This window comes from Paraburkholderia sp. NPDC080076 (assembly GCF_050281145.1).
GTDB lineage: Bacteria > Pseudomonadota > Gammaproteobacteria > Burkholderiales > Burkholderiaceae > Paraburkholderia.
In genome coordinates this window covers 238842-258466 of the sequence record NZ_JBNNWQ010000008.1, presented here as the reverse complement: position 1 = coordinate 258466, position 19625 = coordinate 238842, and the positions used below count along the sequence as shown (strand labels likewise).

At 62.9% G+C, this 19625-nt stretch carries 20 protein-coding genes; 4 read left to right on the top strand and 16 right to left on the bottom strand.

Going from position 1 to position 19625, the window contains the following annotated elements; translation table 11 throughout:
* Positions 1-61 precede the first annotated feature (61 nt).
* The 5 genes from ACQKRQ_RS28950 to ACQKRQ_RS28930 form a co-directional block, all read right to left on the bottom strand.
* Positions 62-1336 (bottom strand): RNA polymerase sigma factor, encoded by a 1275-nt coding sequence (locus ACQKRQ_RS28950; RefSeq protein WP_132379158.1) that lies wholly within the window; start codon positions 1334-1336, stop codon positions 62-64.
* A gap of 4 nt (positions 1337-1340) precedes the next feature.
* Positions 1341-1748: a VOC family protein gene (locus tag ACQKRQ_RS28945; RefSeq protein WP_408286210.1), complete on the bottom strand. Its 408-nt coding sequence runs from the start codon at positions 1746-1748 to the stop codon at positions 1341-1343.
* Positions 1749-1841: 93 nt separating this feature from the next.
* The gene (locus ACQKRQ_RS28940) at positions 1842-2369 is read right to left on the bottom strand and encodes an SRPBCC family protein (RefSeq protein ID WP_427481059.1); all 528 of its coding nucleotides are present in this window, start codon (positions 2367-2369) and stop codon (positions 1842-1844) included.
* A 44-nt stretch (positions 2370-2413) separates the two neighbouring features.
* Entirely contained in the window at positions 2414-2827 is a 414-nt protein-coding gene (locus ACQKRQ_RS28935) for a YciI family protein (protein ID WP_427481058.1), read from the bottom strand.
* Between the two features lie 150 nt (positions 2828-2977).
* The gene (locus tag ACQKRQ_RS28930; RefSeq protein WP_132379166.1) at positions 2978-3331 is read right to left on the bottom strand and encodes a YciI family protein; all 354 of its coding nucleotides are present in this window, start codon (positions 3329-3331) and stop codon (positions 2978-2980) included.
* 100 nt (positions 3332-3431) lie between these two features.
* On the opposite strand from ACQKRQ_RS28930, the gene ACQKRQ_RS28925 reads away from it, so the two are divergent.
* The gene (locus ACQKRQ_RS28925; protein WP_427481057.1) at positions 3432-3617 is read left to right on the top strand and encodes a hypothetical protein; all 186 of its coding nucleotides are present in this window, start codon (positions 3432-3434) and stop codon (positions 3615-3617) included.
* A gap of 20 nt (positions 3618-3637) precedes the next feature.
* On the opposite strand, the gene ACQKRQ_RS28920 is transcribed toward ACQKRQ_RS28925, so the two are convergent.
* From ACQKRQ_RS28920 to ACQKRQ_RS28905, 4 genes are all read right to left on the bottom strand, one after another.
* Positions 3638-3847 (bottom strand): hypothetical protein, encoded by a 210-nt coding sequence (locus ACQKRQ_RS28920; protein WP_427481056.1) that lies wholly within the window; start codon positions 3845-3847, stop codon positions 3638-3640.
* 140 nt (positions 3848-3987) lie between these two features.
* Positions 3988-4461, bottom strand: coding sequence for a hypothetical protein (locus tag ACQKRQ_RS28915; RefSeq protein WP_132379168.1), 474 nt, complete (start codon positions 4459-4461; stop codon positions 3988-3990).
* Between the two features lie 1029 nt (positions 4462-5490).
* Positions 5491-5763, bottom strand: coding sequence for a DUF1488 domain-containing protein (locus ACQKRQ_RS28910; RefSeq protein WP_095421882.1), 273 nt, complete (start codon positions 5761-5763; stop codon positions 5491-5493).
* Between the two features lie 144 nt (positions 5764-5907).
* A complete protein-coding gene (locus ACQKRQ_RS28905; protein WP_427481055.1) occupies positions 5908-6192 on the bottom strand; it encodes a hypothetical protein in 285 nt (94 codons plus the stop codon).
* 377 nt (positions 6193-6569) lie between these two features.
* Here ACQKRQ_RS28905 and ACQKRQ_RS28900 point away from each other — a divergent pair, with 377 nt between their 5' ends.
* The gene (locus tag ACQKRQ_RS28900) at positions 6570-7043 is read left to right on the top strand and encodes a GNAT family N-acetyltransferase (protein WP_132379170.1); all 474 of its coding nucleotides are present in this window, start codon (positions 6570-6572) and stop codon (positions 7041-7043) included.
* Between the two features lie 35 nt (positions 7044-7078).
* Entirely contained in the window at positions 7079-7429 is a 351-nt protein-coding gene (locus ACQKRQ_RS28895) for a DOPA 4,5-dioxygenase family protein (protein WP_427481054.1), read from the top strand.
* 35 nt (positions 7430-7464) lie between these two features.
* Here ACQKRQ_RS28895 and ACQKRQ_RS28890 read toward each other — a convergent pair whose 3' ends face one another.
* The 6 genes from ACQKRQ_RS28890 to ACQKRQ_RS28865 all read right to left on the bottom strand — a co-directional run bounded on the left by ACQKRQ_RS28890 (position 7465) and on the right by ACQKRQ_RS28865 (position 17567).
* The gene (locus ACQKRQ_RS28890; RefSeq protein ID WP_427481053.1) at positions 7465-7776 is read right to left on the bottom strand and encodes a high-potential iron-sulfur protein; all 312 of its coding nucleotides are present in this window, start codon (positions 7774-7776) and stop codon (positions 7465-7467) included.
* Positions 7777-7826: 50 nt separating this feature from the next.
* The gene (locus ACQKRQ_RS28885; RefSeq protein ID WP_408286202.1) at positions 7827-8516 is read right to left on the bottom strand and encodes a nitroreductase; all 690 of its coding nucleotides are present in this window, start codon (positions 8514-8516) and stop codon (positions 7827-7829) included.
* A gap of 106 nt (positions 8517-8622) precedes the next feature.
* Positions 8623-13566, bottom strand: a complete 4944-nt coding sequence (locus ACQKRQ_RS28880; RefSeq protein ID WP_427481052.1) for a response regulator — start codon at positions 13564-13566, stop codon at positions 8623-8625.
* 332 nt (positions 13567-13898) lie between these two features.
* Entirely contained in the window at positions 13899-14618 is a 720-nt protein-coding gene (locus ACQKRQ_RS28875; RefSeq protein WP_427481051.1) for a PepSY-associated TM helix domain-containing protein, read from the bottom strand.
* Positions 14615-15298 (bottom strand): Fe2+-dependent dioxygenase, encoded by a 684-nt coding sequence (locus tag ACQKRQ_RS28870; RefSeq protein ID WP_132379182.1) that lies wholly within the window; start codon positions 15296-15298, stop codon positions 14615-14617. The genes ACQKRQ_RS28875 and ACQKRQ_RS28870 overlap by 4 nt, the downstream gene beginning before the upstream one ends.
* Positions 15299-15365: 67 nt before the next feature.
* Positions 15366-17567 (bottom strand): TonB-dependent receptor, encoded by a 2202-nt coding sequence (locus ACQKRQ_RS28865; protein ID WP_408313534.1) that lies wholly within the window; start codon positions 17565-17567, stop codon positions 15366-15368.
* 455 nt (positions 17568-18022) lie between these two features.
* Here ACQKRQ_RS28865 and ACQKRQ_RS28860 point away from each other — a divergent pair, with 455 nt between their 5' ends.
* Positions 18023-19018: an aldo/keto reductase gene (locus tag ACQKRQ_RS28860; RefSeq protein ID WP_132379186.1), complete on the top strand. Its 996-nt coding sequence runs from the start codon at positions 18023-18025 to the stop codon at positions 19016-19018.
* Positions 19019-19049: 31 nt separating this feature from the next.
* Here ACQKRQ_RS28860 and ACQKRQ_RS28855 read toward each other — a convergent pair whose 3' ends face one another.
* Positions 19050-19619 carry a YbhB/YbcL family Raf kinase inhibitor-like protein gene (locus tag ACQKRQ_RS28855; protein WP_132379188.1) on the bottom strand — a complete coding sequence of 190 codons (570 nt, stop codon included), beginning with the start codon at positions 19617-19619 and terminating at the stop codon, positions 19050-19052.
* Between the last annotated feature and the right edge of the window lie 6 nt (positions 19620-19625).

Below are 19625 nucleotides of genomic sequence, written 5' to 3'. Positions count from 1 at the left end.
TTCGTCGCGTTGGGCGTGCGTCAGTTGATCCGGTAGCGGTTACGACGCTAAGACTCAAGGCTCAATGCGCGATGCCGTGCGCGCGTTCGAGCAACAACTCGCGCTCGCGTGCATTGCGCGTCATCCCCGCGGCACGTTCGAACTCGGCGCGCGCTTCTTCCACGCGTCCGAGCTTCGCCAGCAGATCGCCGCGCACGCTCGGCAGCCAGTGGTAGTTCGCCAGCGCGGCATCGCTTGCCAGCGCATCGACGATCTCCAGGCCGGCCGCCGGACCGAACGCCATGCCGACCGCCACCGCGCGATTCAACTCGACCACCGGCGACGGCGCCACTTGCGCCAGCGCGTCATACAACGCGACGATCTGCGTCCAGTCGGTATCGCTCGCGCGACGCGCACGAGCGTGACAGGCGGCGAGCGCTGCCTGCAACGCGTACGGGCCGCTGGCGCCGCCCAGCGCATGCGCGCTGTTGAGCGCGGTCAGCCCGCGACGGATCAGAAGCGGATCCCAGCGGCTTCGATCCTGATCGAGCAGCAGCACCGGACGGCCCTGCGCATCCGTGCGCGCATGCGTGCGCGAGGCCTGGATCTCCATCAGCGCGACGAGGCCGTGCACTTCGCTCTCGTCGGGTACGAGACCGCTCAGCACGCGGCCGAGCCGCAGCGCTTCCTCGCAGAGCGCGGGACGCATCCAGTCGTCGCCGGCCGTGGCCGAATAGCCTTCGTTGAAAATCAGATAGATGACCTGCAGCACCGAGGCAAGCCGCGGCGCGCGTGCGTCCGCCTGCGGCACCTCGAACGGCACCTTGGCCGCCGACAGCGTGCGCTTGGCCCGCACGATCCGCTGGGCGACAGTCGGCTCCGGCACGAGAAACGCGCGCGCGATTTCGTCCGTGGTGAGGCCGCCGAGCAGGCGCAGCGTGAGCGCGACGCGCGCATCGGTCGACAACACCGGGTGGCACGCGGTGAACACGAGCCGCAGCAGGTCGTCGCCGATATCGTCGGCGCGGGCGGCATCGAGGGAATCGACGAAATCGGGCACGAGGTGAGCCTCCATCGCGTCGAGATCGTGACCCAGCTCCTGGCGCTTGCGGGCGTGCAGTGCTTCCTGCCGCAAGCGGTCGAGGGCACGGTTCTTTGCGGTCGCCATCAGCCATGCTCCCGGGTTGTCGGGCACGCCGGCGTCGGGCCAATGTTCGAGCGCGGCCACCAGCGCGTCTTGCGCCAGTTCTTCGGCGAGCCCGACGTCGCGCACGATCCGCGCGACGTGGGCGATGACCTTGGCGGATTCGATCCGCCAGACGGCCTCGATGGCACGGTGGGTGGCTGCCGTGGTCACAGCCTCAGCCCGCCGTCTTGGCGTTCGGGTCCATGTGGATGAGCTCCCAGATGTGGCCGTCGATATCCTCGAAGCCGTGCCCATACATGAAACCATAATCCTGCGGCGCGCGCGGCACGGTGCCGCCGGCGGCGAGCGCTTTGGCGACCAGCGCATCCACCTCCGCCCGGCTTTCGCACGACAGCCCGACCAGCGCTTCCGTGCTCTCCTTCGGATCGCACAGCGACTTGCGCGTGAACGACTTGAACAGGTCCTTGACCAGCAGCATCGCGTAGATGTTCTCGCCGAGGATCAGACAGGCCGCCTGTCCGTTCGTGAATTGCGGTTCGAAGCTCAAACCGATCGCGCTGAAGAAGGCTTTCGATCGTTCGAGGTTGTCAACCGCGAGATTGACGTAGATCTGCTTATGCATGATGGAGTCCAGTGATCGGGTTGTGGTTCGGACGGCTTGGGCGCTTCGCGCTCAGTGCGAGCGTTGCGCCGCTCCGGCCGCCACGCACCGTGTTCAATTCGCTACGGCGAGCGTTTTCAGATTGTTCAGGCCGTCTTCGAAATCCTTGCCGACCATTTTGTCCATGTTGAAGAACACCTGAACCAGCTTCGACATGAACGGCGTGGGTCCGTGCATCGCCCAGGTCACTTCCGTCGCGCCCGCTTCAGGCTTCAACGTGAATTCGGCCATGTTGTGCGCTTCGAACGGCTTCAGAAAATCGAGGTTGAACGTCACGCTCGAGGGCACCGCCGTATCGACGATCTCCATTTGCCCCACGCCGACCTTTTCGCTTTGCCACGCATAACGCGCGCCCTTGCCGTTCGGCGTGCCGCTATAGGTGCCTTGGGCCGCGGGGTCTTTGCGCAGAAACGGATTCCACAAGTTGAATCGGTGGAGATTGTCGATCAGCGCATAAATCCGCTCGGGCGGCGCCTGAATGCGCACGCTGCGTTCAATGCGAAATGTGTCGGGCCGAGTCGCCGCGTAGACCGACAGCAGGCCCACGGCCGCAACCACGGCAATCAGTATGGTCTTGAGCATGATGAATCCTTCGATAAAGCCGGAGCGGGCTTCGCGTTCCCGCCTTAGCGCTTGCCCGCGTCCAGTTCACGGAACCGGTCCAACTCGGGGCTCTGTTCGAAGTCGTCGAGTTCGAACAATTGACGCACTTCGATTTCGCCATCCGCTTGCTCGCCGAACGGCGCCGGAAAGCGCCGCGCCCATTCCATGGCTTCTTCACGCGAGCGCACCTGGATCAGCGTGTAGCCGGCAATCAGTTCCTTGGTTTCCGGAAACGGACCGTCGACCACGGAGCGCTTGCCGCCGCTGTAGCGAACCCGCCAGCCTTTCGAACTCGGTTGCAGGCCGGTCGCGTCGAGCAGCACGCCGGCCTTGGCGAGCTCTTCGTGGTACGCGCCCATTGCGGCCATCAGGGACGCTTCCGGCATCTCGCCGGCTTCGCTGGCAGCGGTCGCTTTTACGAGGATCATGAATCGCATCGCCGTTACTCCTTTGTCGTTCTGAGAGGGAGTGCCGCGCCCGTGGGCCGGCTTCTTACTCACACGACGAGTAACGCACAGCCGGATCGACACACTCGCCGATCCGCCAGGGAAAACCCCAAGAACACATGCTGCCGATGCGCGAATCGGCTAGAGGAAACAAGGTCCGAGCTTGCGGACCTCGACCGTGCACCACGTTGCCGCCGGGCAGGTCTGCGCTATCGCCACGGCTTCTTCACGGGTTTCGCAATTGAGGAGAAAGAACCCGCCGACCATTTCCTTGGCTTCGGCGAACGGGCCATCGAGCAGTTTCGGCTGGCCGTCGCGCACCTGAACGCGCACGGCGTCGTTCAGCGAAGTGAGCGATTCGACCGCGACCAGTTTGCCGCGCTCTTTCAGGTCGGCGGCGAAACGGACCATCTGGTCATAGACTTCGCGGCCCGCAGCTTCACCGCGTTCAATGCGTTGATCCGGGGGTTCGACGATGAGCAGCATATAAGACATGGCGTCTCCGATTTGATCGCGCCGCAGACGTGAACGCCCTGGAGGCGTATGAAGGCAAAAACGCGCTTGCGGTGAGTTTGCGAGAGGCAGTCTAACAAGCATGAAAGCCTCCGGCAAACCTGACCCGGCGCTGGCGCGGCGGCCAATCGGACGTCTTACGGAGACTCGTAATATCCAAACGGCAGGGGGATTGTTTTTTACCGTGCGACACGATATCGCCGCATTGAAATATTCCCGCAATGCGCTGAAGACCGCAGCGAAATTGCCGCTCGTTTTACCGCGTTGACACCCGCGAATAATCGGCCTTCAATCTAACGACGATGTACGGTCCAGATTGTGCGTAATCGGCAGCAAAATCTGCCCGCAAAAGGATGGCCGATTCACAAGCAATCGAATGATCAGAGCAGCGGGGAAAATCATGCATCGATCGTTAGTGCGCACCGGCATTGCCGCCGTCGTGGCCTTGGCCATTTTCCAGTTCAGCGGGTGCGGCGGTGGTGGCTCCAGTTGCAGCACGACGGGTTCGCCTTCTACGATTTAACGGCGTACAACGATTAGCACTGTTCCTTGGCACGCGCATGCGGCCGAATAAAAAAAACGCCCCACTGGGGCGTTTCATCTGCGCGTATGAGAAAGAAGAAACCCGTGCGTGCGGTTCAGACCGCCGCTTCCGCAATCGCCTGGACCTGCGCGGACCGCATCAATCCTTCGATCATTCTCGCTTCCGCACTAGCAATCTCGCTCAACGATGCCACGGAGAGTTGGCCGTCGAGAATTGCCAACGCCGTGCACAGGCGGGCGTATTCGCCGTCTTGCAGGGCCCACGCGCCTTCGTCGTGTTCGCGCGCGTCGAGCTGAACCATCGCCGCATGCGCGCTTTCGATGTCGGACAACACGTCCTCGCCGAGTCCGAGGCGCGCAAGTTCTTGCGACACCAGCAAATGCCGGCTCAAGGTCATATGCAGATTCCGCGAGCCGTGGCCGTGCCGGAATGCATCGAGGGCGGCGTAGCACTGCAGAAGCATCGCCGACGTAACCGGCTCATGGGCGGTGCGGCTATAGGTCAACGCGCGCAACAACGGGGACATGGCCGACTGGTTGTGCTTGCGGACTCGCGATTTACTGGACATATCGGTTCAACCTCCTTCTCTAACTCTCGGCTTCGCCACCGAATTCTTCTGCTCTCCGGTGGCAAACGCCGCCGATACGCCGGCGGCTTGACAGGCCCTGATGTGAGTCTGTGCAGCCATCATCGCAAGCAACTATTAAGACAGACTTAAACGACTTCAAGTCCGGTTTGTATGAAGCATCTCATACTACGCGGCCGGCCGGCTGTTCGATGCCGCCCAAAAGCGCACCGCGTAGCGCAACGCTGGCATATCGGTTCGAACTTGCCAATTGCAAGTCGCGTCGCGTGTCACGACGAAAAAAAACCCTGTTCCCGCGAGGGAACAGGGTCTGACAGGATGGAACAGTCGTACTCGCGCGTGGATGCTTGCCGACCTATACCCACCGCAAACTAAAAAGCTGTAAGTACTTGAACTACATCTGCTAAAGCTGTGTTGCTTGAACTACCACCGCAAATAAAACCGTGCTGCCTATATTGCTGCTGCAAAAAACATTCGTTACGGAACTGCTCACTGCAATCACAGCCGGGTCCTTTGCCTTCAACATCGCCTGGCTGCAACCCCCTGCTGATTCACGCGCAAATTACATGGATCGCGCGCCGTTTGCATTGCTTCGACTACCTACTGCTTTACTGCCCTGCCGCGTTCGACAACCGCGGCAAACTGCCATCAACGGTACGGTTCAAAACAACGCGGGGGGAAGACCGCGTCGATGGGGCTCGGTGATTTGTCGCTCCATGGAAAACAGTGTATTCCGGCCCCTGCGAATGCAATTGGGCGAAGCGAAGGGATTTGACAGGCCAGTTTGGCGAATCGGCGTAACAGGCCGATTTCCTCAGAGGTGAGCGGCGCGCAGCCTGCGCCGCCACGGCGATACGCGCGGTTATTTACCGCGCCGATACGTAGTCGGCGACCTCAGCTGGGCGGCCGAAAAACGCCGATCGGATCGGCAACGACGCGAGCGACGGCCCCGTCACCGTCGCTCGCTGAACTTTGAGCATGTGCGCTTGCAAGACGAGCAGCCTAAACTCATCAACCCCGGGCGGCGAAATCGCTGATCGTCAGCAGCACTTTTTCGCCGGGACGCGCCAGCATTTTTCTTTCCGCCACAGCGGTAATGCGTTTGCGCCCGTCCGCGAACGTCTTCAGTACGCGTTCCTCGCCGGCGTCGCGTTGCAACCAGAAATGCTGTTCCAAGGCCTCTCGCGTGACGGCGCACTCGAGGTCCCGTCCTCGCGTCGAAAGCTGGAAAATCACCGCGCGTCCGTCTGCCGAGACGCTTGGTTCAAGCTCGATAATCTCCATGGCCCACCTCGCAAAGTTCGTTAAGCCGCTCGCCGTCTTGAACGAACGACACCGAAAAAAACTGAATACAAACGCGAAACCGCCCGTCGAGTTCTTTTGACTGACCAATACACGCTATCGCGCCACAGCCATGCTCACTGTGCGCTAGACCACCGTCGAGTGGGCCGGAGCAAGCGCGCTCAACCAGCGCGGACGTTTCGCGCGGAACTCATGCAGCAGTGCGTTTAATCCTTCCGTCATGGCTTGCGTGCCGCGCCGGGCGCCTCGCGACGCGGACGAAAGCGCGAACCAGGAATGCGGCGGCCGAAGCTCGTGGCACGTGCCGCGCGCATCGACAAAGCGCAGACAACCGGTATCGGGATAAAAGACGAGCGTCATCGCGTCGCCGTCGACCCCGTGCGTGACCGTATGTGGTTTCGTATTCAGCATTTTCGTTGTTATGCCAGGTTGGCGTCGTTCCTCGGCGGCTCGACGTTCGAACCCGCACGCGCCAGCAATTCGCGGATAAGGCAAAAGCAAAGCGCATGCCAATGAGCACCAAACACGTCGCGCGAAACGTCGCGAGCGCACTGCAAGCAGACGACACGACGCCTTCGGCACGCCGCAAACGCCGACCGCGTCTGAAGCGGCGCACGCGGCAGCGCGCGAATCCGTCATAGCGCGGACCATCGGCCGGCGGCATCGGCACGACCGGCGAACAGCAAAGTCGAGAGGCGCAAACATAACCGCGTGGTAAAAAAGCGCTGCTGGCGCGACAATTCACGGCCATTCTTACTAGCCGCCGGCACGCCGGAAACGTTACCAATATGTCCGTTCAAGAACCTGTCTTCACCCTGCGTCCGGCGCTGGACACGGACGAGGCCTTCCTGTTCGAGCTGCGCAAGGCGACCATGACGGAGCACCTGGCGCGCGTCGGCGAACCGTCGGACGATACCGAGCATCGCGCGCGTCTGCTGCACCGTTATGACACGGCGCGCGTGATTTGCATCGACGGCGCGCCGGCCGGTTTGCTCAAAGCGCATCGCACCGGCGCCGAGTGGGTCGTCGTGCAATTGCAGATCACGCCGGCGCTTCAAGGGCGCGGTATCGGCGAACGCGCGCTGCATACGGTGTTGCGCGCCGCGCAGGCCGACGCATTGCCGGTCACCCTCAAGGTGCTCAAAGGCAATCCCGCGAGGCGCCTATACGAGCGCCTCGGCTTCGAGATCGTCGGCGAAGATGAGAGACAGTTTCACATGAGGCGCGCGCCGCGCGCGTCGGCGGAAATTGAAGCAGAATGAATGTCGGATAAAGACTGATACGCAACGGACCTGTTATGACCTTTCGCGACACCTCCGCCATCGCAAGCTGGCACGCCCACGTGTATTTCGATGCGAGCAGCCGCGACGCCGCGTGGACTTTCCGCGAGCAGATCGACGCGCACTGGGGCGACAAATTGCAACTGGGCCGCTTTCACGAGCGCCCGGTGGGACCGCATCCCATGTGGTCGTATCAACTCGCGTTCACGCAGGCGCGATTCGCCGAGCTGGTCGGCTGGCTCACGCTGAATCACGGCACACTGGATATCTTCGTGCACCCCAATACCGGCGACGCGCTACGCGATCACCGCGACGCGGCCGTATGGATCGGCCGATCGCATGAATTGGTGCTGAGCGCGTTGAACTAGGCGCCGCTCGAAGCTCGCGCGGCGCCTCTCGCGGTTCACATATTCGAGTACGAACTGCACCAGCCAGGCGCCGCGACCTGCTTGTCGCCGAACAGCGTGCACCCGCCATATGCGTCGTTGGCTTTGCCCTGGAACAGCGAGCAGTTGGCGCAGGTTTGTCCGGAGGCGTAGCCGGGGAATTTCGCTTTGTCGACCTTGGACGCGTCCTCCTTGTAGCCGACGGCTTGCGCCTTTGGATCGGCTTCGCTGAGTTTGTTAGCCGTATCGGCAAAGGCCGCACGGGTGAGCATGAGCGCCGAGCCCGCGCTCACGCCCAGCAGCAGAAAATGGCGACGCGATGTTTTCATATGGGTCCGATGGAAGGTGGGGAAATTGCCTCGATCGCGATCAAGCGCCGTCAATCGAGAAATCGCGTGAACCGTTCGACTGGTTCGCGCTCAGTGCGTAACGTGTTGACCAATGCGTTTTCGTCGGCGAAACCGAGCGACATGCCGCACACCAGTTGCTCTTGCGACGGCAAGCCGAGATGCTCGGCAATTACCCGATGAAACGGCGTAAACGCGGCCTGCGGACACGTATCGAGACCCCGTCCGCGCGCGGCCGTCATGATCGCCTGCAGGAACATGCCGTAGTCGAGCCAGCTGCCGCGCTCCATCACCCGGTCGATGGTGAAGAACAAACCCACCGGTGCGCCGAAGAAGCGGTAGTTCTGCGCATGCTGTTCATGCATGCGCGCCTTGTCGCCCTTCTCGATGCCGAGCAGGCCATACAGATCCCAGCCGATTTTGCGGCGCCGATCGATATACGGCGACACCCATCGATGCGGATAGTACGGATACTCTTCCTGATACAGCGCGTCGCGTTGCGGGTCGTCGTAAGCGGCAAGCAAGGCTTGCGAGAGACGCGCCAGCGACTCGCCCCTCACCACGTAGACTTTCCACGGCTGCGTATTGGTACCCGAAGGCGCGCGGCTGGCGGCTTCAAGAATGGCTTCGATGTCGGCGCGCGACACCGGCGTGGGCAGAAAGGCGCGAATCGAACGCCGCGTGACGAGCGCGGCGTCGACATCGTTGGCGGGTGTGGTCATCGGCGAATTCCGGCGGAGCCAGCAGTTGTGGCGGTCTGCGAGAATTCTAGCGCGAGCGCCCACTTTCCCGCTGGCGGGCCGGCAACGCCGGCCGCGCGCAGCGGTTTTAGCGCAGCGGCGTTTTCAGTGCATCGATGAGATCGAGCGGATCGTAGGGCTTGCGCAACAGGATCGCGTGCGGCAAGACCGCGCGCTGCTCCGGCGTCAGCACGAGGTCGTAGCCGGTCAGAAAGATCACGCGCAAATCGGGCCGCTCGCGGCACACATCGAGCGCCAGGTCGATGCCCGACTTGCCCGCCAGCCCCACGTCGGTCAACATCACGCTGATCGCGTGCTCGCTGAGAATCTGCTTGGCGTCATGCTCGCCTTCGGCTTCCAGAATGTCGAAGTCGAACGTGCGCAACAATTCGGCGGTGCTCACGCGAATCAGCTCGTCGTCTTCAACCAGCAGAATCCGCAGCCGCGTCTGAGCGACGAAACTATCGGCGCTGTCCGGCATTACGGGCGGATCGATCTCGAGAAGATGCTGTTCGGCCTCGGCGATTTCGGCCGCTTGCGGATTCTGCGCTTGCAGCACGTAGCGGACTTTGCGCGCCAACGCTTCGTGCGTGTACGGCTTGCTGAGCAATTCGATGCCTTCATCGAGTCGCCCCGAATGCACGATCGCGTTGTCCGTATAGCCCGACGTGAACAGCACCGCGATTGCCGGCAACCGTTCGCGCGCCTTGCGGGCGAGTTCGGTGCTGCGCAGCGGACCGGGCATCACCACATCGGTAAACAGCATGTCGATCGGCACGCCGCTTTCGACGATCGCCAGCGCGCTTGGCGCGTCTTTCGCCTTCAGTACGCGGTAGCCGAGATCGGAGAGCATTTCGACCACGGTCGTGCGTACTTCTTCGTCGTCCTCGACCGCCAGAATGGTTTCCGTGCCGCCCTTGGCAGGACCGGCGTCGATGTTCGTTTCGAGGTCTTCTTCCTGGCGCACCCGCGGCAGATAAATGCGGATCGTCGTGCCGTGGCCTTCCTCGCTGTAGATCTTCACATGGCCGCCGGATTGCTTGACGAAGCCATACACCATGCTCAGGCCGAGGCCCGTGCCCTGACCTTCAGGCTTGGTCGTGAAGAACGGCTCGAACACGCGCTCGCGCACTTCCGGCGGCATGCCGGAGCCCGTGTCGGTGACCGCCAGCATCACGTACTGGCCCGGCGTGACGTCTGCGTTGCGCTTGGCGTAGGCGTCGTCGAGCGCGGCGTTGCCGGCTTCGATCGTGAGCTTGCCGTGGCCGTTCATGGCGTCGCGCGCGTTGATCGCCAGATTCAGCAGCGCGTTCTCGACCTGGAACGGATCGACCAGCGTATTCCACAAGCCGCCCGACACGATCGTTTCGATTTCGACGCCGTCGCCGAGCGCGCGCCTGAGCATGTCGTCGAGGCCGCGCACGAAGCGGCCGAGATTGACGACCTTCGGCGCGAGCGGCTGACGCCGCCCGAACGCGAGCAGTTGCGAGGCGAGGTTCGCGCCGCGCGCCACGCCCGCCAGCGCATTGCGCACGCGCTGCTCGGGCTTCTCCGAACCGGCCACGTCTTTCGCCAGCAATTGCAGATTGCCGCCGATCACTTGCAGCAGGTTGTTGAAGTCGTGTGCGACGCCGCCCGTGAGCTTGCCGATCGCTTCCATTTTCTGCGCCATCCGGAGCGCTTCTTCGGCGTGCCGCAGCGCCTCGGTGGTTTCCTTGTCGGCGGTGACGTCGCGGCCTACGCCGTGAATGCGCGCCGAGTCGGGATCGAGCGCGAGCGTCCACGCGACCCAGCGCCATGTGCCGTCGATCCGCTTGAAACGGTTTTCATAACGCACCGGCACGCCCGTTCTGCGCAATTCGGCCAGATGCGTGCGGACAGTCTCTACGTCATCCGGATGAACCAGATCGACATACGAACGCGACATCAGCCAATGCACGTTATGACCGAGCGCCGTGCTCCACGAAGGACTCACACGCTGCAAGCGGCCTTCGATATCGGCCACCACCAGCAGATCCTCGCTCAACTCCCACAGACGGTCGCGGTCCGCCACCGTCTCGATCACGCGGCGCTCCAACGTTTCGTTCAGATCGCGCAACGCGCTTTGCGCCTTGGTGCGCTCGGCGATTTCGGTTTGCGCCGCCTGATACAAGCGCGCGTTGTCGATGGCAATCGCCGCCTGCGCGGCGATGCCGGCCACGATCCGCTCGGCACGCTCGGTGAACACGCCGGGCTCCGGGTGGCCGAAGAACAAGCCGCCGACCACTTCGCCGCTGCGCGACTGCACCGGCGCGGCCAGATAGCTGCGCACCTTCAGATGGCCCTCCGGCATGCCGCGATGCGGCGCGTTGTGGCCATAGCGCGGATCCTGCGTGATGTCGTCGACGCGGACGATGCCTTCGCCCTGGAACGTGGGCGCGAACACCGCCGTGTTGCGCGGCATAGGAAATCGTTCGAACGCTTCCTTCGGCACGCCGGACAGCGTGTACAGCATGTAGCTGCCGCCCTTCTGGTCGAGCACGTTATAGAAGAACGAGCCGAATGCCGCGCCGGTCAGTTCGGTGGCCGCGTCGGTCACGATCTGCACCGCGCGGTTCAGATCGAGTTCAGCCGCCACGGTCGAGCCGACGCGATTGAGAATCTCCAGCGTGCGCGATTCCTCGCGCAGCTTCATCTCCGTCTCGCGGCGCAAGCGCGCGAGTTGCAGGTTGCCCGACACGCGAGCCAGCAGTTCGCGCGCGGAGAAGGGCTTGGTCAGGTAGTCGTCTGCGCCATGCTCGATGCCGTCGACGCGCGCTTCCTCTCCCGCACGCGCGGACAGGATCAGCACCGGCGTGTCGCGCAAGTCCGGATCGGCGCGCAGTGCGCGTAGCAGGCCAAAGCCGTCGAGGCGCGGCATCATCACGTCGGAGAGCACCAGATCGGGCGGTTCCGCGCGCGCGGCTTCCAGCGCGGCCTGGCCGTCGGTGGCGAGCCGCACGTCGTGGCCCGCCGCTCGCAAGATGCGGCTCATGTACTCGCGCAAGTCCGCATTGTCGTCGACGACCAGCAGCCGCGCGGCGGCGACCGGCGCAGCCTCCGGCGATACCTCGCCTGCCGGCGTTGCGCCGATCGACGCGTCGGCGAGAATTTCGTTCTCCGGACTCCAGCGCAACGCGGCATCGACATAGGTGCGCGCGTGCTTGCTCATGGCGGCATGCACGATTGCATCCTCGGGCCGGGACAGCACGGCACCGCGCGGCAGCGAAACGGTAAAGCACGCGCCTTCGCCGAGCACACTGTCGACCCGCACCGTGCCGCCGTGCAGCTTCACCAGTTCCTGCACCATGGCGAGCCCGATGCCGCTGCCTTCGACGGAGCGACCGGGTGCGCCCGCCACACGATGAAAGCGCTCGAAGAGGCGCGGCACTTCTTCTTCCGCAATGCCGATACCGCTATCGGTCACACTGACCTCGACGCCACCGCCTTCGTCAGCGCGAACCACGACGCGGATCGTGCCGAAGAACGTGAACTTGTATGCGTTCGACAGCAGGTTCATCACGACCTTTTCCCACATCTCGCGGTCGAGTTGCACGACCACGGGCGTGGCCGGAATCTCCACTTCGAGACGCAGGCCGGCCGCCTCGATCGCGGACTGGAACAGCGACGCGAGCTCGGCCGTGAAGGAGGCGATGTCGGTGGGTTCCGTGTGAATCTCGATGCGGCCCGCCTCGATCCGCGAGAAATCCAATAGTGCGTTGACGAGCTTCAACAGACGCAAGCCGTTGCGATGCGTGATCTCGATCAGCGCGCGGTCGTCGATATCGCTGCCCGTCTGTGCGCTGTCACCGTTCGCGGCCTGCTGCGGCTTGGCAAGCAGTTCTTCGAGCGGGCCGAGCATCAGCGTCAACGGCGTGCGGAATTCGTGGCTGATGTTGGAGAAGAACGTGGTTTTCGCGCGGTCGATTTCGGCCAGCGCTTCCGCGCGCCGCCGCTCTTCCTGATACGCCTGCGCGTAGCCGATCGCCGCGCCGATCTGGCCGGCGGCCAGGTTCAGGAAGCTGCGATAGGCGTCGTCAAAAATGCGGCAAGGGTTCAGGCCGGCGATTAGAACCACCGTCTGCGTCGACTCGCTGCCGGGCGACACCGGCAGGATGACCGCCTGCTCCGGCGCGAGATGCCACGGGCCGCTCGGCAACGCGGTGCCGAAGCGCTGCGTCAAGTCGCGCACCAGTTGCGGCGCCTGGATCTTGAGCGCGTCGGCGACCGGCCAGAGCGAATCGCCGACACGCATTGTCTGCGGTGCGGCCGGATGGCCCGGCTCGATGCCGCACGCCCCGACCAGCGTGACCGTGTCGCTGCCGGATTCGGCTGCGTATAGCAAAGCGAAGGGCAGGTCTTGCGGATTCGACTGCAACGCGCGCGCGCTGAGTTCGCACGCCTCGCGCCAGTCGCGGCCGTCCGGACTGACCGCCGCCAGTTCCTTCAGCAGCGCCAGTTGCCGTTCGCCGACCACCTGCATGGTGTCGTCGCTGTTGGCGCAGATGATGCCTCCGGGTTCGCCGTTCTCGCCGGGAATGGGGCTGTACGAGAAGGTGTAATACGTCTCCTCGGGAAAGCCGTTGCGCTCCATGATCAACAGCTTCTGTTCGACGAAGATGCCCTCGGCGCCCGCCAGCGCGGTAGCCAGAAGCGGCTCGATGTCGGTCCAGATTTCTCGCCACACCACGTGAGTCGGTTGACCGAGCGCGACCGGATGCTTGCCGCCAATGATCGATTTGTACGGGTCGTTGTAGAAATAGAGCAGCTCGTCGCCCCAGCCGATCCAGATCGGTTGACGCGACGTGAGCATGATGCGGATCGCGATCTTCAGACCTTGCGGCCAGGTATCGGGCGCGCCGAGCGCCGTTTGCGTCCAGTCGTAGGCGCGGATCAGCGCGCCCAGTTCGCCGCCGCCGGCAAGAAAGGACGGGGCGGCCAGGCCGGCGGGCGGTGCATCCGACATGAAGCGGTCCGGCTGTTTCAACGCGATCTCCTCGACGCGGCGGGTCATATTCGTGCGGACCGCTATTGCAAAAGCGGTGCCTGATACGACGGATGGCTAACGATCACCACGCAATTGATGTAGCGCGATTCTCGCACGTAGCGGTATGCCGGAGGAAGATGAGACGAGGCGCAAAAGCCCGGCACAGCGGGCTTTTCGCGGCGTGGGACTGCACGTTAGGCAGAGGATTGGGCGGCGTCGACGGGACACCGCGAAATGAAACGGAAATGCAGGTAAAACGTACCTTGATGCAGCGCCTTGGGACAGGCAAATTTCCCGATCGCAATGCCTTCCGCATGCGACCGGTTTTTCTCGCTCACGCAATGCCCGCAGCGTCTTTACTACAAGCCCACACACACCGCGGCGACGATCGATCCCAGCACCAGCACCGCGCCGATGGTCTTGCGTTTGTTCAACTCCGTCCAGAGCAGAACGCCGGTGAGCGACAGCAAAATGATGCTGCCTGCGAGCGTATCGATCAGCAGCACCCAGCCGACGCTCAGACCGACGCCCTTGTGCAGGTTCGTCATCATCGCGAGAAACGTGTTCTCGCTGCGCTTGACCGTCACATAGCCGTTGCCCACCCAGTACTCGGCGGACGTGTTCTCATGCGGCGACGCGAAGTTGAGCTGCCAGTGCTCCGGCTGAACGACGCTGCGCTCGCCCCAGGCCACCGGATGTGCCGGCTCTTTCTGAACGCGTCCTGGCGTGCCCGTCAGTTTCAGTTCGTGCTTGAGCCATTTGCCCAACTCGCGCGGCGACTCCGGCGCGGGTTGCGGCAACGGCACCTGCAACACCGCCACTTGCGGCTCGCCGGTCGATACTTTGAGCGGGCCGCCGCGATGGTTCAGCAGGAACCCCGTGGTGCCGAACAACAGACCCAGCGCCGCGCCCCACAAGCCAACCCAGCCATGCACCTTGCGCAGCCATTTGACGAAGGTGGCGCGGCGCGAGCGCTGCTGCCGCGCTTTCAATTCGTCGTCATCCAGCCGCCGCGGCTCACGCGTCGCATGGTCGATGCCCACGGGCGATTGAATGTCGATTGCCTCAGGTACGCTCACGTCTCGCTCCAGGTCCGCAACAGATTGTGATAGATGCCGACGAGACTGCGGCGCGCGGTATCGTCGGCGTTGGTGGCGTTCAGCCGTTGAATCGCCGTGTCCATGTCGAACAGCATCGCGCGCTGCGTATCGCTGCGCACGAGACTTTGCACCCAGAAGAAACTCGCGATCCGCGCGCCGCGCGTGACCGGCGTGACCTGGTGCAAACTCGTCGCCGGATAGACGATCATGTCGCCGGCCGGCAGTTTGACCTGCTGCACGCCGTACGTGTCTTCGATCACGAGCTCGCCGCCGTCGTAGTCGGCGGGCTCGGAAATGAACAGCGTCACCGAGACGTCGGTGCGCAGCTTCACGCCGTTGGGCAGCACGCGCACGGCTCCGTCGACGTGACTGCCGAACTGCATGCCGCCTTCGTAACGATTGAACAGCGGCGGATACACCTGGTTCGGCAACACCGCGCTGATGAACAGCGGGTTGCGCTCGATCGACGCGAGAATCACGTCGCCGAGTTCGCGCGCAATCGGCGTGTGCTCGGCGATCTGCTGATTACGCTTGACCGGCGCGCCCTGATAGCCGGCGGTCGCGCGGCCGTCGACCCAGGCGTCGCCCGCCTGGTCGAGCCGTTCGCGCACGAGCCGCAACTGCTCGGCGCTCAGTACATTCGGAATGTGCAGCAACATGGTGTTTCCTTTGCGTCGGCTTACCGTGTTCGAAAACGGCAAGCCTAACGCATCCGTTCAACGCATATCAAAAGCGGTAGTCGAACGTCGCCAACAAGGTACGTCCGATACCCGGCACGGAACGGCCGCCGTCCGACGGAATCAGCGCGTCGTAGTAGTACTTGTTGGTCAAGTTCAGCAGGTTCAGGCGGATGTCGTATTTCTTCGCGTGGTACGCAGCGGTCGCATCCCAGCGCGTGTAGCCCGGCACTTGCACGTAGTTCGTATTCGATGCGTAGCGCGGCGACATATAGGTCGGACCGCCGCCGATTTCCCAGTGCGGCGTGAGCGCGTAGGTGGTCCAGAACATCAGCGTGTTGCGCGGCGTGTTGGCCGGCACGTGCCCTTGCGTACCGTCGCGCGCCTTCAGGATGATGGCGTCCATGTAGGTGTAGCCGCCGAACACTTGCCACTTGTCGGTAATGTGGCCCGTCACGCCCGCCTGGAAACCGTCGACGCGGATGTCGCCGTCGAGTTCGTATTCGGTCGGCGAGACCTGCGTGCGTGCGTTGGTCTTTTCTTCGCGGAAGAATGACGACGTCACCGAGAGATTGCCGCCGAGCAGATCCCATTTGCCGCCGACTTCGTACGACTTGGTCGACTCGGGTGCAAGGTTCTGCGTGAGGTTGGTCACCGTCAGCGCTTCGAGCGAGGGATTGAACGACGTGCCGTACGACACGTAGTACGACTGCCAGTCGGTCGGCTGATAGATCACGCCGGCGCGCACGCTGGTGAAGAAGTTGGTCTGCGTCGCATAGCTCGGCAGGCTGATCGAGTTGTGGATCTGCGCCTGGAAGCGATCCCAGCGCAAACCGCCGACCACCTTCCACTGCTGGCCGATCGACACGGTGTCGTTCACGTACGCGCCAATTTCGTTCGCGCCGGAATCGGCGTAGTTGCCGACCGTGGTGGTCACACCGGCCGGGTTGGACAGATACGCCGGGTTCACCATCGTCACGACCGGCAAGTTGTTACGGGTGTACGCCTGGTTCGAATAGCTGTCGTGACCGAGGTCGACACCGGCGATCAGGTCGTGCTTGATCGGGCCAGTGACGAACTTGTATTGGAGCATCGTGTCGTTGTACAGCGAGTGGTTCTGGATCACACGGTCGTGGCTTTGCAACTTGATGAACAGTTGCGACGGCGACAGCGTCGTGAAATTGCCGTTGCTCAACGCGGGGCTGGTAGCGAGCGGGCCCGTCAATACCGCTTGCGGCGCGGTTTCGCGCGCGTCGGTCATCGAGTGCGAGAACTGCGTCTGGTTCGTCAGGATCAGGTTGTCCGAGAACTTGTGCTTGATCGCGGCAGTGACGGTCTGCACGTCCTGGATCGTGCGGTCGGTCGTCAAGCCGTAGAACGTGTTCTTCGGCACCGGCGACGGGCGGCCGTTCAACGCCTGCACGCCGTAGTCCGGCATGTCGTAGTTGTGCTGGATCAGCGCGGAGATCGTCACTTCGGTCGGCGTGCCGATTCCGAAGCGCACTTCCGGCGCGATACCGTAGTCCTTGTTCTTCATCTCGTCGCGCGTCGAACCGAGGCTTTGGCCGAACGCGTTCAGGCGAATCGCCGAGGTATCCGTCAGCTTATGGTTCACGTCGACAGTGCTGCGATATTTGTCGTCGGTGCCGATCATGCCCGTGACTTCGGCCGAGTCATGCAGGTTCGCCTTCTTGCTGACCTGGTTTATCACGCCGCCCGTCGAGCCGCGGCCGAACAGCATCGACGACGGGCCGTACAGCACTTCGATTTGGTCGAGGTCGAACGTGTCGCGATAGTACTGGTTACGATCGCGGAAGCCGTCCAGATAGATGTCGTTCTGCGCGGTGAAGCCGCGCAGGTTGATGTTGTTGCCGATCTGGCCGCCTTCAGCCGCGCCGATCGTCACACCCGGCGCATTGCGCAGCGCGTCCTGGAACGAAGTGGCGCCTTGCGATTGCAGCACGGCCTTGTTGATGACGGTGACGGTCTGCGGAATATCGCGCAGCGCCGTGGGCGTCTTTGCACCCACCGTCGAACGCTCCGCCTGGAAGTCCTGTTGTTCAGCCTGCGCCGCCACGCCGATGGTCGGCAAGGTGCCGCTGTCGGTCGCGGTGGTCGTCGTCGTCGCATTTGCATTCGCGGCCGGTGGCTGCGAAGTGGTTTGCGGAGCAGTCTGCGCGACCGCCGGAGTCGCAAAGGGAACGGCAAAAGCTAACGCTAACGCGGTCGCAAGCGGCGTGTGGTTGAACATGGGAATTCCCGTCGGAGATGCGCTTGCCGGATTCGCATACCTGAGATGGAATCGATGACAAAGTCGCAATTGGCTGGCTGCCGGTCTCGTGCGCACGGCACAAACGACGGGATGGCTGGCTATTTGGTTAAATGAGAATCGCTATCATTCCACACGCATAAAATCGCATCAATCGCGACACGCCTTACCCCTAGTAACAGAATTGTTTCTATTTTTTACGGATGTATGGCATTTGTAATTTGTCAGGCCTTTGTCAGGCCTATTTATTACATTTCTGTAATGTTTTGTATGTTGAAACGAAAGGCTTTTGAGCTCGAAAGTAAAAAAGACGCTGCCGGAAAGCTTTCAATTTAATAACGTCTGCCAGTGCCCGCTGCCGGCACTAAATCCCGACTCCGTTTATCCTTTTTGCAACACTGCCTATCGAACTGTTCCGTTCATTCCCGGAGTTGACCATGCAATACCGCAAATTCGGCCGCACCGGCCTGACCGTGTCACGCCTGTGTCTCGGCACGATGACCTTTGGCTTGCAGACCGAAGAAGATGTTTCCCATCGCATTCTCGATACGGCGGCGGATGCCGGCGTGAACTTCATCGACACGGCGAATGTGTATCCGCTCGGTGGCGGCGAGAACATTGCCGGCCGCACGGAGGAGATCGTCGGGCGCTGGCTGAAGGGCAAGCGCGAGCACTTCATTCTGGCGACGAAAGCGGTGGGCAAGATGGGACCATCGGCGTGGGACCAAGGCGCGTCGCGCAAACATCTGCTGAATGCAATCGACGCCTCGTTGCAACGTCTCGGCACGGATTACGTGGACCTCTACCAGCTCCATTCCGACGACGCGAATACGCCGCTCGACGAAACGCTCGAGGCGCTGGACGTGATCGTGCGATCAGGCAAGGCGCGCTATATCGGCGTATCGAACTTTCTCGCTTACCGGCTGGCGCGCGCCTTGGGCCGCGCCGATGTGTTGCGCGCGGCGCGCTTCGTCTCCGTGCAACCTCGTTATAACTTGTTGTTCCGCCAGATCGAGCGCGAACTGTTGCCGCTCGCGGCCGAAGAGCAATTGGCCGTGATGCCGTACAACCCGCTCGCGGGCGGCCTGCTCACAGGCAAGCACCAACTGGATGCCGCGCCGACGTCCGGCCGTTTCACCGAAACCGTCGGCAAGGCCGGCGCGATGTATCAGCAACGGTATTGGCACAAGCGCGAGTTCGAGACGATCGAGCAGTTGAAAGCGATCGTGGCGCCGACCGGCGAATCGCTGACGCGCGTTTCGCTCGCCTGGGTGCTGGCGAATCCGCTCGTCACGTCGGCGATTATCGGCGCGAGCCGCGCCGAGCAATTGAGCGACACGCTCGCTGCGTCCGAGCTCGTGCTCGATGAGCAGATCAAGACGCAGCTCGATGAAGCCAGCATTGAATACCGTTGGGGCGACGCGGCGCGATAAGCGTAGTCGCCTGTCGCGACGGCCGCCGCGTTCATCGCCCGTAACGCAGCACCGTGCTCGTCGCCGCAATCACGTGGTCCTTGATTGCGGCGAACAATGCGTCCCGCGTCAAACCGGGCGGCAGCGCATCCGGCGGCAGATCGAGCGCATAGACTTGCGCGACGTAGTGATGCGGGTTGTCCCCCACTGGCGGGCATGGTCCGTAATATCCCGTGCCGCCCGTCCGATTCGTGCCGGCGACGCTGCCGGGCGGCTGGCTGCCGCCCGCGCCAAGCGAAGTCGTCGAGGGCGCGACGCCATATAGCACCCAGTGCACGATTCCCAGACCCTTTCCGCCGTCGGGATCGAACAGGGTCACCGCATAACTCTTCGTGCCGGCTGGCGCATTCCGCCATTGCAGAGCCGGTGACACATTGCCGCCGCCGCAATTGTTCGCGCTCGCCGCGTGGCTCGAATCCAGCGTGCCGCCGTCGGCCAAACCCGGTGACGTCACCACGAAGACTTCCGCCGCGCGGGCATGCACCGCGGCAAGCGCCAGCGCGGCAGACACGCCGACCGATAACAGGCGTCGTGCGACGCCGAAGCGACTGCTGCGAATCATCGTTTG

Bases quoted from the DNA above. Each gene is read 5' to 3' on its own strand.
- ACQKRQ_RS28910 (WP_095421882.1), bottom strand. From the start codon at position 5,763: ATGGAGATTATCGAGCTTGAACCAAGCGTCTCGGCAGACGGACGCGCG.
- ACQKRQ_RS28860 (WP_132379186.1), top strand. From the start codon at position 18,023: ATGCAATACCGCAAATTCGGCCGCACCGGCCTGACCGTGTCACGCCTG.
- ACQKRQ_RS28880 (WP_427481052.1), bottom strand. From the start codon at position 13,566: ATGACCCGCCGCGTCGAGGAGATCGCGTTGAAACAGCCGGACCGCTTC.
- ACQKRQ_RS28915 (WP_132379168.1), bottom strand. From the start codon at position 4,461: ATGTCCAGTAAATCGCGAGTCCGCAAGCACAACCAGTCGGCCATGTCC.
- ACQKRQ_RS28870 (WP_132379182.1), bottom strand. From the start codon at position 15,298: ATGTTGCTGCACATTCCGAATGTACTGAGCGCCGAGCAGTTGCGGCTC.
- ACQKRQ_RS28885 (WP_408286202.1), bottom strand. From the start codon at position 8,516: ATGACCACACCCGCCAACGATGTCGACGCCGCGCTCGTCACGCGGCGT.
- ACQKRQ_RS28930 (WP_132379166.1), bottom strand. From the start codon at position 3,331: ATGTCTTATATGCTGCTCATCGTCGAACCCCCGGATCAACGCATTGAA.
- ACQKRQ_RS28895 (WP_427481054.1), top strand. From the start codon at position 7,079: ATGACCTTTCGCGACACCTCCGCCATCGCAAGCTGGCACGCCCACGTG.
- ACQKRQ_RS28925 (WP_427481057.1), top strand. From the start codon at position 3,432: ATGAAAGCCTCCGGCAAACCTGACCCGGCGCTGGCGCGGCGGCCAATC.
- ACQKRQ_RS28935 (WP_427481058.1), bottom strand. From the start codon at position 2,827: ATGCGATTCATGATCCTCGTAAAAGCGACCGCTGCCAGCGAAGCCGGC.
- ACQKRQ_RS28900 (WP_132379170.1), top strand. From the start codon at position 6,570: ATGTCCGTTCAAGAACCTGTCTTCACCCTGCGTCCGGCGCTGGACACG.
- ACQKRQ_RS28905 (WP_427481055.1), bottom strand. From the start codon at position 6,192: ATGCTGAATACGAAACCACATACGGTCACGCACGGGGTCGACGGCGAC.
- ACQKRQ_RS28940 (WP_427481059.1), bottom strand. From the start codon at position 2,369: ATGCTCAAGACCATACTGATTGCCGTGGTTGCGGCCGTGGGCCTGCTG.
- ACQKRQ_RS28890 (WP_427481053.1), bottom strand. From the start codon at position 7,776: ATGAAAACATCGCGTCGCCATTTTCTGCTGCTGGGCGTGAGCGCGGGC.
- ACQKRQ_RS28945 (WP_408286210.1), bottom strand. From the start codon at position 1,748: ATGCATAAGCAGATCTACGTCAATCTCGCGGTTGACAACCTCGAACGA.
- ACQKRQ_RS28855 (WP_132379188.1), bottom strand. From the start codon at position 19,619: ATGATTCGCAGCAGTCGCTTCGGCGTCGCACGACGCCTGTTATCGGTC.
- ACQKRQ_RS28865 (WP_408313534.1), bottom strand. From the start codon at position 17,567: ATGTTCAACCACACGCCGCTTGCGACCGCGTTAGCGTTAGCTTTTGCC.